We start from the raw sequence: 12748 nt of genomic DNA, 5'->3' as shown, positions 1-12748 counted from the left end.
TAAAAAAAAGTAAGCAAAAAATATACCAAATTATCTAAAATATTTAATATTAGCCTTATCTGTCTGTATCCAACTTTTAACATTATCAAAATTTGTTATTCTCGACTTGATATCGTTGAAATTAGACAGAGTTCGCATTCTTGTGCTATCAGCAGCATTGATTGCAACAATACTAATTGATGTTTTATTAGTTCTAAAATCATAAGTAACTTTAACCGCACCTATTTCATTAGATAATAGATTTATGTAAGCCTTATCTGCATAACTTATTTGATCAATCTTATAGTATGCTGTATAAGATATATTTTGTCCAGAATTGCTAACTATTCCATAGTTTTTTATGAATTGTCTAATTAAACTTGCTCCCCCTATAACTTCACTCATCTCTTGATTGTTGAGTGTTTTAACACCCAAAGAATTTTCATTAGATTTTTCATTAGTAGCCACAGAAATTAAATCAATAGCAAAAGCATTGCTTAAAAGACCAGCAATTACAGATAAAGTTAGTAATAGCTTTTTCATTTTAAATCCTTTCTTATGAAATATTGGTTTTTATTGCAACATATATAAGTTATAAGTCAATAGGGATTTAAAAAATAAAATATGGAATTGTTTTTGCTATAACATTAAGTTTTAAATTTTACAAAAAGGATTTTTATGTTGAGAAAGATTGCATTTTTGATTTTTGTTGCACTTTTAAGCATTAGTTGTTTTGCTTCTGACCCCATTACTTTGGATTCGCTTTTTAAAAAACAAATTGGCTTAAGAAGTATTACAAGCGTAAGTTATCTAAGTAGCGGTAATGCCTACATTTACAATATGTATCCCACACTTGTGGCACAGCCTGACACAAAAACTTGGACAGATACAAAACAAGTCTCTATTAGTCAAACTTTTATTTACACTCTTACACCTAAATTTGATATTCTTGTAGCTGGTAATGGAAGCTATAAACAAAATGAATATGTAAGCAATTTTGGTTTTTCTTTTGAAAGCGAGAGAAGTTTTGATTTTGATTCTTTATGGATTGGTGGAATTTATACAGGAGATACTATCGGAGGTATTTTTGTCCCACAAGTTACCTTACAAGGTGGAGTTATTCAAAGAGAGGAGCATTTCGATGAAGCAAAAAACTTTATTTTCAAATCTTTTTCCGCTCAATTTGCACTCAAAAATTATTCCGACCCTGTTATCTCATCACTTTATATTGGCGGTGTTTATAATATGGATAGAAACTTTAACTATGGGAAATTAGAATATGGCAATAGCTTTTATTTTGGGTTTGATATGTCCATTATTTTAAGTCCTAAAATCTCTTTAGATGTGGGGTTAGAACAAAGATACCAAAGTGGCTCTAAATTTGAAGGGCGAAAAACTTCTAATTCTTATTCTATTCCTACATTTTCTTTGGGAGCTACTTATAGTTTAAATTCTGATACTGCTATTTCTGTATCTGGCACAGCTGGAGGAAGCTCATCGGCTCCTGATAGTGTTTTTACAATTAGTTTGTGGAAAAAATTTTAATCACAGATAAGGATTTTCCTTATCTTCGCTGCATGCTGCTCAATAATTTTCAAAAATCATCTAAATGCTTTGTATCACATAATTTTACATAGAACTTGTTGAATTAGAATCTGCATTTACCGGGATATTTTGGGGATTATTTTGCATATTTGTTTGTATGATTTCTTGCGTTTCAAAAGGAGGTCCCTTTTGGATAATCTGCGTAAGGTTTGCTGCTTTTTGCGGATCCATTTTTGCCAAAATTTTACTGACAACCTTAGTATCAAGCGAAAACAAAATTCTTGCCGCCTCTGATTCTGGCAGATTCTCCAAAATCGCTGCAGATTTAGAATCTTTCATACTCGCATAAGTTGCACCCAATTTGCTTTGTGTGGCGTCTTTAATCTCTTTGAGAATCTCTTCATTTTTTTTCAAAAGTGCTTGAATATTGGCTTCTTTCTGTTCTATTGCCTTTTTTTCTTCATTCAATGCAGCTTCTCTTTTTTTCAAATCTGCATCTTTTTGGTCTAAAACACTTTGTGTTGCTTGCTGCAAAGCCTGTAAAGCTTGTTGTTGTTCATCAATTTTTTCAATTTCTTTCAAAATCTCTTGTTTTCTCTGTTCAAAAATAATATTACAATCAACAATCTGCCTCTCTTGTGCAAACAATAAAAAACCCGAAAAACAAAAGCTCAAAAATAATATTTTTTTCATTATTGTTCCTTGTGATGGTTGGCATAAAGCATTACAGAAATTTCATCTAAATCCTTGCTTTCTTGTCTTCTAATTTTATCCAAAATCTTTTTAACCTCTAGCCCATCTAAATATTTTGCTTTTTCATATTCAACATTTTGCATTTTAAAATATTCTTGCAATTCCTGTTTTTGTTTTTTTAATAACGCCAATTCTCCCATTTTAAAATCAATGGTTTCTCGGTATTCATTTTTGTGATGGACAAAAGTCAAAAAAGCTTGATAAACACCATTTTTTGGCTCCTCCAATGTCGAAAATTCTCGGATTAGAGCGTCTATTTCAGCTTGTTTATCTATAATCTTTTGTGCGTTTTTTTGGAGCATTAATTCTGCTTCATCAACCTTTTTTTTACGCAATACCACAAGTTGAGTGAATTTTGTTTTCATGCCCTAAAAATCGTATCATTCCTATCAGGGCTTGTCGAAATCATCGTAAATTTCACTCCAATGAACTTTTCTAATTCCAAAATATACTCTTGTGCTTCTTTGGGCAACGCATCAAATTCCCTAATTCCAGCTGTTTTATCCCAACCTTTGAAAGTCTTATAAATAGGGCATATTCCCTCAAAATCAAAAGGGAAAAATTCCAAAACATTGCCATTTTTATCTTGATATTGCACACACACTTTCACCTCATCAAAACCATCTAGCACATCTAATTTCATCATTGCCAAAGCATTGACTCCATTTAATCGACAAGCATACTTGACTGCCACTGCATCAAGCCAACCACATCTTCTAGCGCGTCCGGTAGTTACCCCAAACTCTCCGCCTTTTTGACGCAAAGTCTCACCAATTTCGCCCTCTTCCTCTGTCACAAAAGGTCCATTCCCCACCCTTGTGCAATATGCTTTGGTAATCCCAATCACATCCCCCAATTCTCTAGGAGAGATTCCTGTCCCACTACACGCCCCTGAAGCTGTGGTAGTAGAGCTAGTAACAAAAGGATAGGTTCCATGGTCAATATCCAACATACTCCCTTGCGCACCCTCACAAAGGATCTTCTCCCCTCTATCCATAGCCTTCCATAGCATATCTGTTGTATTAGCTATAAAGGGCAAAAGTGCTTGTGCATAAGAATCAAGCGTGGCTTTCAATGCTTCTTTGGTTGGAATCTCTCCACCAAGATTAATAATATCCTTCTCCTCCATAAGCTCTAATATTTTTTCACACAATGACTGCGTATCTCTCAAATCACCGACCCTAAAACCTTTTCTTGCGATTTTATCAGTATAAGCTGGTCCTATTCCCTTGCCTGTCGTTCCGATGGCTTTTTTAGCTCTCTTTTCGCTTAATTTGTCCAAAAACTCATGATAAGGCAAAATCAAATGAGCTTTTGTGCTAATAAATAGCCTCCCTTCCAACTCTGAAAATTGCTGCATTTCTTCAATCAATGCACTAGGGCTAATCACCACCCCATTACCAATGATATTTTTACACTTAGGATACAAAATCCCTGAAGGAATCAAATGCAAAGCGTATTTTTTCCCTTCTACGACAATTGTATGTCCGGCATTATGCCCACCTTGATAACGCACAACATAATCATAATTTTGTGCCAATAAATCAACCATTTTGCCTTTGCCTTCATCTCCCCACTGAATCCCAACAATCAAATCTGCTTTTGTATTCATTTGCCCTCCTTCATTAAATGCAAAATTATAGCATCTGTATAAAATCCAAAACCACAAGCTTTCTGCTCTAAAATTTCATATTCACCGCCCAAAATCATCGTTTGATTCTCCAAAAAAAACCTAAAAAGCATACCGCTATAATAAGACATAGGCGAATAAAAAAACGGCGCTAGAATCTTGTTTTGATAATCAATTTGCTTTGCTAAATCCAATAATTTTTCTAGCTCTTCTTGCAAACATTTTGGAGATTTTTCAAGCACCGCCTTAAGGGATTGCTCATCTTGCACTTCCAAAAGTTCTGACAAAAAAGCATTTGCACTCTGGATAGTCCCAACCTCATTTTTCTCAAATACTTCCAAAGGGATTCCAAATTCTTTAGCACAAATCTTTGGAATCTTCACATTAGAAAGCTGCAAAAGAGGCTTGATTTGAATCTCACACAAAACACTCAAAGACATTTCAATAAAAGGCAAAATATCGCGTTCTTCTAGATTCTCTGCACCAATTTGATGAATCTCTTTGGTTGGATAAACAAAAATAGGCTGGATATAAAACCACTTCTTTTTGATAGCGTTTTCTTTGAGATGAGGCGCCAAAAGCCTAATTGCATCAATTGTAGAATCATTACGCAAGGCAATTTGATGATTAGAGGGATTGCTTATCCTCACAAACTCTCTGCTTTGCGTATCTCTTTGATGTTGCAAATAAGTAAATGAAGGGGTGAGTATTTCTTCATAACCATTTTCATAAAATGTTTTGCTTACCAAATTTTCAAAATCTCTTTTAATTTTTGCACTTTTTCCAAAATAAAGCTTTGAATCCTGTGGTATTTCGTGGCTTAAAATCAAAATATTAATCCTTGAAAAATTCTCTAAAGATTGCATTATAGCATAAGTTTAATATTAGACTTATCAAAAATCTATTATCAAAATCAACAAGAATCTTAACTTTTTGTGCTAGAATCTAATTTAAAAGATAAAATACAAAATGATAGAAAGGGGAAGAAATGGCTTTTAAAATCAACACACAAGCAACACTCAATCCGCCCACTCCATCAAAACCAAAGCCACAAGAATCTACTCCTCCCCAAACTCCAACCTCTATACCCAACACACAAACTCCGACAAAATCTCCAATAGGAAACTTATCCTCCACACTTCCACCAAGCTCAAATAGCGCTTTTAGCTCGCTTTTCCTCTCCCAAAAAGAATGGCTAGACAAAGAATTTGGAATCAATGAAGAAACTTTTGGAGAAATCCAAGATCTCTTAGAAGAGAACAGGCAAGAACGCTATTTGGCGGATTTTTTGTGGAATTTTAAAAAAATTTAAAACATTTTATAGAAGTAATTTTTCAAAAAATTGTTATCCAAAATGGTATAATTCTAGCTTTATGCAAAAGGCATCTTTATGAAAAAACAATTAAATATCGGTATCATCGGCTTGGGCGTCGTTGGGAGCAGTGTAGCAAGAATCCTAAAAAACAATCAAGAACTAATTGCTGCTAGAGCTGGTTGCAATATTATTATCAAAAAAGGCGTGGTGAGAAATATTTCCAAAGTAAGGGATATTTTTGATTTCCCTATCACTAATGAAGTGGAAAGCATTTTAGAAGACCCTGAAATTGATATTGTTGTAGAACTTGCTGGAGGCATTAAAGAGCCATTTGAAATTGCAAAAAAGGCGCTCTATAATTCCAAAGCCTTTATTACTGCCAACAAAGCAATGCTTGCCTATCATCGCTATGATTTACAAAAAATTGCCGGGGATTTGCCTATTGGCTTTGAAGCAAGCGTTGCAGGTGGAATACCTATCATCAAGGCTTTGCGTGATGGACTTGGAGCAAATCACATTTTAAGTATTTGTGGAATTATCAATGGGACCTGTAATTATATTTTAACCCAAATGAAAGAATGCGGCGTGAGCTTTGAAGAAGCACTAAAGGAAGCCCAAAAACTCGGCTATGCAGAAAGTGATCCTAGTTTTGATATTGGTGGTTTTGATGCAGCACACAAACTCTTAATTCTAGCAAGTATTGCCTATGGGATTGACGCAAAGCCCGAAGATATTTTGATAGAGGGCATTACTGACATCACACAAGAAGACATTGAATTTGCCAAAGAATTTGGCTACAACCTCAAACTTTTGGGAATTGCCAAAAAAGACAAAGAGAGTGTAGAATTGCGAATCCACCCGACTTTTTTGCCCCAACAAGCAATGATTGGCAAAGTAGATGGCGTAATGAATGCTATTAGCGTGGTAGGTGATAGTGTAGGCGAAACGCTTTTCTATGGAGCTGGGGCTGGCGGAGATGCGACAGCAAGTGCGGTGATTTCTGATATTATCGAGATTGCTCGCACCAAAAGTTCTCCAATGCTAGGTTTTAAAACCTCCATTGAAAAAAACCTCAAACTAAAGCCTATAGCTGAGATTCAAAGTGCGTATTATCTGCGAATCATTGTGCTTGACAAGCCGGGAGTTTTAGCTCAAATTACGACAATTCTGGGAGAAGAGGAAATTTCTATTGATACTTTTTTGCAACGCAAATCCAAAAACAAAAACTGCTCTGTATTGCTGCTTTCTACTCATATTTGCACAGAATCCAAAATCCAAACTGCACTAGAGAAAATCAACAATCTTGAAATCACACAAGAAAAACCCATAATGATACGAATTGAAAAAAACTAAGATGAAAAACACAACGCAAAAGGGCAAAGAGGCTGAAACTTTTGCGTGTGAATTTCTTATGCAAAATGGTTTTGGAATTATCCAACGCAATTACTTCACGCCTTTTGGTGAGATTGATATTATTGCCAAAAAAGACAAAATACTTCACTTTATTGAAGTCAAAAGCGGTATTGGATTTGAACCGGTTTTTAATATTACAAAAACAAAACTAGAGAGAATTATCAAAAGTGTAGAAATGTATTTAAAGCTTGAGGGCAGCAAAGATTCTTATTGTTTAAGTGCATTGATACTCTCCAAACAAAACACTCAAGATTCTGCTTTTGATGTGCAATGGCTGGAGAATCTTACGCTTTTTTCTTAAACTTAACGATTGTCAATTTTTTCTGGATATAAGTCATGATTTAAAAGCCTATATCGTGCCATTTCCTCATATTTTGTATTTGGGATTCCATAATTTACATAAGGATCAATGCTAATTCCTCCTCTTGGGGTAAATTTCCCCCAAACCTCAATATATCTAGGCTCCATTAGCTCCACTAAGTCATTCAAAATTGTATTAACACAATCTTCATGGAATCCACCATGATTTCTAAAGCTAAACAAATAAAGTTTCAAAGATTTAGATTCTACCATTTTGATATTTGGAATATAAGAAATATAAATTGTCGCAAAATCTGGCTGCCCTGTGATAGGGCAAAGACTTGTGAATTCCGGACAATTAAACTTCACAAAATAATCCCGATTAGAATGCTTGTTTTCAAAAGTTTCTAATAACTTTTTATTGTAGTCAAAAGTATATTCTATCTGCTTTCCTAGCTGTTTTAGTTTCATATTTATCCTTATTTATAGCCAGATTTTGGCTCTTTAAAATTCATTTACTTTGGTTTTATGCTATCTCTAGGCTCTATTTTGATATTTCTATATCAACAATCAAGCCTTCCATTTCGCCCCTCTGTGTATAAATCGCCATTACCCTCAAACCTTTAATTTTTTAGCGGAGTTTGGATGGTCCTATTATTCTGCTAATGAGATAATCTCACTTACTTTTTGCAACGCCTTTTGCAATATTTATCCTATCTCCCTTCAAAGCCTTCTTGATTTCTGATTTCCTTTTATGCTTTATTATAAATTTTAATCCCTTAAGCCAAAAGCCCTAGTAATTCTAAAATCCTAGAAAAATGGAAGTTTGATTATCCCACTAATCACAAAAGCATTAATCAAATCAATAAAAAACGCTCCCACCAAAGGCACAACAATAAACGCCATATGGCTTGGTCCATAATGTTGAGTTACTGTTTGCATATTTACCATTGCTGTTGGTGTTGCCCCAAGTCCAAATCCACAATGCCCTGCTGCCAAAACTGCCGCATCATAATCTTTGCCGCAGAATCTAAAGGTAACAAAAATTGCATAAAAAATCATAATAATCACTTGAATAAGCAAAATAATCACCATCGGCAAAGCCAAAGAAACAAGCTCCACAAGGTTGATTGCCATCAGCGAAAAAGCAAGGAACAATGAAAGCGAAACATTCCCTAAAACTGCCACTTCTCTATCAAAAACTTGATGGATTTTCGTCGCTTGCAAAATATTTCTCAAAATTGCACCCACAAGCAAACACCACACAAATGTAGGCATAGTAAAAGAAGAGCCTTGAAAGAGTTTAGCAACCATTGTCCCTATTAGCAATGAAATCGCAATCAATGCCAAAGATTCTATAAAAGAAGTTGCCGTGATTAAACGCTCCTTTTCTGGCTTTTCAAATGCCACCTCTGTATCATCTTGCAAATGCGCATTAGGAAGCTTTAGTTTGTATTTTTTTACCAAATAATGTGCCACAGGTCCGCCGATAATACCTCCTGCAATCAAACCAAAAGTTGCACACGCCATAGCCACTTCCATTGCCGCTGTGAAATTATAAGGCGCTTCCTTGAAAACATCTGCCCAAGCAGCACCTGTCCCATGCCCTCCACTCATAGTAATAGAACCACCTAAAAGCCCTATAAGCGGATTTACACCCATGATTTTAGCGGCTATGATTCCAGCGATATTTTGCAAAATCAAAAGTCCTGTTACAATAAACAAAAATCCAAATAAAATCTTTCCACCCTTTTTGAAAGAAGCAAAATCTGCACTTAGCCCAATACTTGCATAAAAAGCAAGCATTAAAGGATCTTTTAGTGAGTTATCAAATTGAAACTTGATTCCTCCCCATTTCAAAAGACAAAAGATTACAATTGCTGCAATAATCCCGCCTACAACCGGCTCTGGAATATTATAATCTTTTAAAAAATTACTGCGAGATATTATCCATCTTCCAAGCAACAAAACTCCGACCAAAGCCGTTAAAGTTGCATAAAAATTTAATGAAATTTCCATAATAATCCTTTACCTTATAAAATAAAACTATCCTTAATATTTTATTATAAAAATTATTATACCTCTATAAATTAATAAAAATTTAACTTTTTTAAACTTTGGATATTACTCTTTTACACTCTAAATTGCTCCAAAATCTCTTTTAAGCCATCTATCACAAAACAAACCTGCTCTTGTGTGATGATATAAGGGGGCATAAAATAAATAGTATTCCCAAGAGGTCTTAACAACAAGCCCTTTTTTAGCCCTGCATTAAACACTTCTAGCCCCTTTCTTTGCCCTTCAAACCCCACCAAATCAAAGGCAAAAACCATACCGCAATGCCTAAGATTCTTCACAAAAGCAAATTCCCCTAAAATCTGCATTTTCTTCCAAATAAATTCTGATAGAATCTTGTTTTTTTCACACACATTTTCTATTTCAAAAATATCCAAAACCGCATTTGCGCAAGCACAAGCAAGGGCATTTCCCGTATAAGAATGAGAATGCAAAAATGATTTGTTTTCATAATAGGGCGCATAAAAAAGCTGATAAATTTCCTCTTTGGTTACCACCACTGATAAGGGCAAATAACCCCCTGTAATCCCCTTGCTTAAGCACAAGAAATCTGGCACTACTCCGCATTGCTGATAAGCAAACATACTCCCACTTCGCCCAAACCCTACTGCAATTTCATCAAAAATCACATAGATTTCATTCTCTTGACAAACTTTCGTTGCCTCTTTGACAAACTCGCTAGAATACATATTCATATTTCCCGCACATTGTATCAAAGGCTCTAGCACAAAAGCTGCAATTTCATCTTTTTTTGATGCGATAATTTTCTTTAACTCTTGCAAAGATTCTTCGATGTCTTCTCCACAAGGGGCTTTAACCTTTAGAGTTTCGAGCAAGATTGGTTGATAAACTTCTGTATAAATCCCCACATCTCCCACGCTCAAAGCCCCTATTGTCTCGCCATGGTAAGCATTTTCTAAACACAAAAATTTATTTTTCTTTTTGCCCTTTATCACATTAGCATGGAATGCCATTTTCAATGCCACTTCAATCGCGCTAGAGCCATTATCGGCATAAAAGCATTTACAAAGCCTAGAATCCAAAAGCCCCACCAAACGCTTAGATAACTCTACAATGGGCTTATGCGTAAAACCTGCAAAAATAATATGCTCTAGGCTCTCTAATTGCTCTTTTAGTTTTTGATTGATATAAGGATTACAATGCCCAAAGAGATTCACCCACCAGCTAGAAACACAATCAATATACTTCTTATTGTCAAAATCATAGAGATAAATGCCTTTTGCGGATTTTATGGGAATTAGAGGAATGTTTTTTTCATGATCTTGCATTTGTGTGCAAGGGTGCCAAATGTATTTTAAATCTTGTTGTATGAGGGTTTGTAAGTCCATAAAAAACCTTTAGAATTTTTTGGTATTTTACCGCAAAATCTAAAGGTTTATTGAAGTTTTTAGGGGGAATAAATTTTAATATGCTTTAGGGAAGCACTTCCATTCAATTTCTTTTGCAGTAAGTTGCCCATCTTTTGGCAATCCTGTTGCTGGGTCGATTGCTTGAGTGTTGTTTGCATTATAAGCATTATAACCACCATAAGGCACTGCTTCTACTTTAACATATTTTCCGGGAGTTAAATCTTTAAAGCTTCCATACACATCTTGTCCGAACGCTCCACAATCATCACCTTTGATTTCTGTATAAGGCAAAACTTTAATAACAAGTTGTCCGCCCGGTCCTGCTAATGTGATAGTTTTATCTTTGTCATTCACTGCTGAAATTTGTCCTTGCACATCAAAATCATAATCTGCCATCGCTGCTGTAGAAAATAATGCCGCCAAACTTAAAGCTCCGAGTAATTTTAAAGTTTTCATATTTGCTCCTTTAAGCATTTTAATTTTAGATTCCAGTTTCCCTTCATCTGTGAGTAGAATTATAAAACCCATTTATCAAGAAAGTGTGAAGATATTGCCAAATTTATATCAAGAGCATTTATTCTTAGAAATTACTTTTTTTCTAGCAAGTAATCAATCTTATAAATGAAATCTTCTGTCCCTTTTAAATTCTGAGATGACACCATATATTTACCATTGACAATAAAACTCGGCACACCTTGTATATTAGCATATTCAATCAAGCTTTGCCACTTTTGCAACATTTCTTTAGCTTCTTTGGTTTCTAAAATCTTTTGATATTCCACTTCATCAATGCCTATGATCTCTAATCCTTTGCTAGCAAAATCTTGTGGATTCTTCCAATTTCTCTTTTCTTTGTGAATAGCATCAAAATAATGATTTAAGACTTTCTTATAAAGGGCATTTGGTGATTTTGTGCTAGTTTTATTTTGCTTATCTTTGCTTAGAGCAACTACCAAAATTTTAGACATTTCTCGATGAATCTCTATGGGTGCTGCAATATGATAGGGTAGAAACTCTACATTTTCTGGCAAAAACTCCAAAAGGTTTGGCAAAAAATTTTCATTATAATAAGCACAATGAGGACAACCGATATTGTAGATTTCAAGCACTGTGTTATCCATATTTGCAATTGGCTTATCCAAAAGAATATAATCTTTCCCTTCTTGTAATCCATTTGCAACTAATTGCGTAGCCACTAAACAAAATCCTATCAAACAAAGTTTTAAAAATTTCATTACATTTTCTCCTTAGAAATCAAATCAACAAAAATAAATTGGTGTTCTTTGGGGATTGCATCAAAAATTGCCAAAGCAAGATTCCTAATCTCCCAAAGCGCACTTTTAGAGCTTCTTAGGTGCAAAAAGTTTTGCAAATTTCTTGCATTAATGCTCCAAGTAAGCTCTGTTTTGTAAGATTCTGGCATTGCAAATTTTGCCAAATCATTACTGATATTTTCTTGCAAAAGCAATCTTAGATTCTCTAATGCTCTAATAGATGCCTCATTGACTAACCTATTTTCAGTAAAAACCAAAAATTCTTCAGCTCTTTTGAGGTTTTTTTCATCAAGCGGCAAAAAACTCTCTGTGTTTTTTAGCTCTTTTAGTGTATAGCGACTACTCTTGACGCTTAAAGAAGCTATACGATGTCTAGCTAATTCTTGCAAACAAGCCCTTGAAATACCCTGAATATAAAAAGTATAATTAAGATGTTCTAGGGTTGAGGCGTGTTTATATTTATTGCCCACTCTATCGATGAGTTCTTTATCTTTTTCTCCGCCATTATCGCCCTTTTCAAAACTCTGCCAACAAGTCCTAATGGCATGAGAACAAATCTTTAAATCTGTATAATGTAGTAGTGTAATTTGCATAAACCCTAAAACCCCTTATTTTTGTAATTTTAATCGCTGTGCGTGTGTAATGGCTATGGCTATGGCATCAGTGATATCCAAAGGCTTAATCTCGCCTTTGATTCCCAAAAGCCTCTTTACCATAAAAGCCACCTGCTCTTTTTGTGCTTTTCCATTTCCGGTTAAAGCCTTCTTGACTTGCAAAGGCGTGTATTCTGTAAAATTTCCTAATTCTTGGAGAATCTTCAAACTCAAAGCCCCTCGAAATTGTGCTAGTTTTATCACAGTTTTAGGATTATACGCATAAAAAATATCCTCTATTGCCACAGAATCAATTTTATGGCTTTTTAACACCAAATCGATTCCTTCTACAAATTCTAAAATTTGATATTGCAATATCCTCTCATGAATCTTTATCAAACCTGCCTCTAGCAACTTTAGCGAATTATTTTCAATTTGCACAATTGCATAGCCACAATTCCGACTTCCCGGATCAATCCCCAAAATATTCATATCAATCT

16 protein-coding genes are annotated in these 12748 nt (G+C 34.7%); 4 read left to right on the top strand and 12 right to left on the bottom strand.

The genetic code is table 11. The features are described from left to right. Positions 1-30 precede the first annotated feature (30 nt). Entirely contained in the window at positions 31-522 is a 492-nt protein-coding gene (locus tag EL247_RS00145) for a hypothetical protein (RefSeq protein WP_232019765.1), read from the bottom strand. A 138-nt stretch (positions 523-660) separates the two neighbouring features. On the opposite strand from EL247_RS00145, the gene EL247_RS00140 reads away from it, so the two are divergent. Beyond that, on the top strand, positions 661-1524 hold the full coding sequence (locus tag EL247_RS00140) for a hypothetical protein (RefSeq protein ID WP_230845573.1): 864 nt from the start codon (positions 661-663) through the stop codon (positions 1522-1524). A gap of 84 nt (positions 1525-1608) precedes the next feature. Here EL247_RS00140 and EL247_RS00135 read toward each other — a convergent pair whose 3' ends face one another. From EL247_RS00135 to EL247_RS00120, 4 genes are read right to left on the bottom strand one after another with little or no spacing between them, the layout of a single operon-like run. Next, positions 1609-2217: a MotE family protein gene (locus tag EL247_RS00135; RefSeq protein ID WP_104745785.1), complete on the bottom strand. Its 609-nt coding sequence runs from the start codon at positions 2215-2217 to the stop codon at positions 1609-1611. Continuing rightward, the gene (locus tag EL247_RS00130) at positions 2217-2642 is read right to left on the bottom strand and encodes a flagellar export protein FliJ (RefSeq protein WP_126441895.1); all 426 of its coding nucleotides are present in this window, start codon (positions 2640-2642) and stop codon (positions 2217-2219) included. The genes EL247_RS00135 and EL247_RS00130 overlap by 1 nt, the downstream gene beginning before the upstream one ends. Then, complete coding sequence (locus EL247_RS00125; protein ID WP_104745784.1) at positions 2639-3889, bottom strand: adenylosuccinate synthase; 1251 nt, start codon at positions 3887-3889, stop codon at positions 2639-2641. Before EL247_RS00125 ends, EL247_RS00130 begins: the two co-directional genes overlap by 4 nt. Beyond that, positions 3886-4737, bottom strand: coding sequence for an ATP phosphoribosyltransferase regulatory subunit (locus EL247_RS00120; protein WP_040499764.1), 852 nt, complete (start codon positions 4735-4737; stop codon positions 3886-3888). The genes EL247_RS00125 and EL247_RS00120 overlap by 4 nt, the downstream gene beginning before the upstream one ends. A 158-nt stretch (positions 4738-4895) precedes the next feature. Between EL247_RS00120 and EL247_RS00115 the strand changes: the two genes are divergently transcribed. From EL247_RS00115 to EL247_RS00105, 3 genes are all read left to right on the top strand, one after another. Beyond that, the gene (locus EL247_RS00115) at positions 4896-5219 is read left to right on the top strand and encodes a hypothetical protein (protein ID WP_054194862.1); all 324 of its coding nucleotides are present in this window, start codon (positions 4896-4898) and stop codon (positions 5217-5219) included. 78 nt (positions 5220-5297) lie between these two features. Next, complete coding sequence (locus tag EL247_RS00110; RefSeq protein WP_065827734.1) at positions 5298-6575, top strand: homoserine dehydrogenase; 1278 nt, start codon at positions 5298-5300, stop codon at positions 6573-6575. 1 nt (position 6576) lies between these two features. Further along, positions 6577-6936 carry a YraN family protein gene (locus EL247_RS00105; RefSeq protein ID WP_126442204.1) on the top strand — a complete coding sequence of 120 codons (360 nt, stop codon included), beginning with the start codon at positions 6577-6579 and terminating at the stop codon, positions 6934-6936. Positions 6937-6938: 2 nt separating this feature from the next. Here EL247_RS00105 and queF read toward each other — a convergent pair whose 3' ends face one another. From queF to ruvC, 7 genes are all read right to left on the bottom strand, one after another. After that, positions 6939-7406 carry a preQ(1) synthase gene (gene queF, locus EL247_RS00100; protein WP_065829711.1) on the bottom strand — a complete coding sequence of 156 codons (468 nt, stop codon included), beginning with the start codon at positions 7404-7406 and terminating at the stop codon, positions 6939-6941. A 339-nt stretch (positions 7407-7745) separates the two neighbouring features. Further along, positions 7746-8957: a sodium/glutamate symporter gene (gene gltS / locus EL247_RS00095; RefSeq protein WP_172594070.1), complete on the bottom strand. Its 1212-nt coding sequence runs from the start codon at positions 8955-8957 to the stop codon at positions 7746-7748. Between the two features lie 110 nt (positions 8958-9067). Then, positions 9068-10360: an adenosylmethionine--8-amino-7-oxononanoate transaminase gene (locus EL247_RS00090; RefSeq protein ID WP_104745781.1), complete on the bottom strand. Its 1293-nt coding sequence runs from the start codon at positions 10358-10360 to the stop codon at positions 9068-9070. Positions 10361-10435: 75 nt separating this feature from the next. Beyond that, on the bottom strand, positions 10436-10837 hold the full coding sequence (locus tag EL247_RS00085; protein WP_040499760.1) for a DUF5666 domain-containing protein: 402 nt from the start codon (positions 10835-10837) through the stop codon (positions 10436-10438). A 131-nt stretch (positions 10838-10968) separates the two neighbouring features. Further along, positions 10969-11616 carry a thiol:disulfide interchange protein DsbA/DsbL gene (locus EL247_RS00080; protein ID WP_104745780.1) on the bottom strand — a complete coding sequence of 216 codons (648 nt, stop codon included), beginning with the start codon at positions 11614-11616 and terminating at the stop codon, positions 10969-10971. Further along, the gene (thyX, locus tag EL247_RS00075) at positions 11616-12248 is read right to left on the bottom strand and encodes an FAD-dependent thymidylate synthase (RefSeq protein ID WP_005021755.1); all 633 of its coding nucleotides are present in this window, start codon (positions 12246-12248) and stop codon (positions 11616-11618) included. The genes EL247_RS00080 and thyX overlap by 1 nt, the downstream gene beginning before the upstream one ends. Before the next feature lie 15 nt (positions 12249-12263). Beyond that, positions 12264-12740, bottom strand: coding sequence for a crossover junction endodeoxyribonuclease RuvC (gene ruvC, locus EL247_RS00070; protein WP_054194856.1), 477 nt, complete (start codon positions 12738-12740; stop codon positions 12264-12266). Between the last annotated feature and the right edge of the window lie 8 nt (positions 12741-12748).

It is taken from the genome of Helicobacter pullorum, from assembly GCF_900638355.1.
Lineage (GTDB): Bacteria > Campylobacterota > Campylobacteria > Campylobacterales > Helicobacteraceae > Helicobacter_D > Helicobacter_D pullorum.
This window is presented reverse-complemented; position numbering and strand designations above follow the sequence as displayed.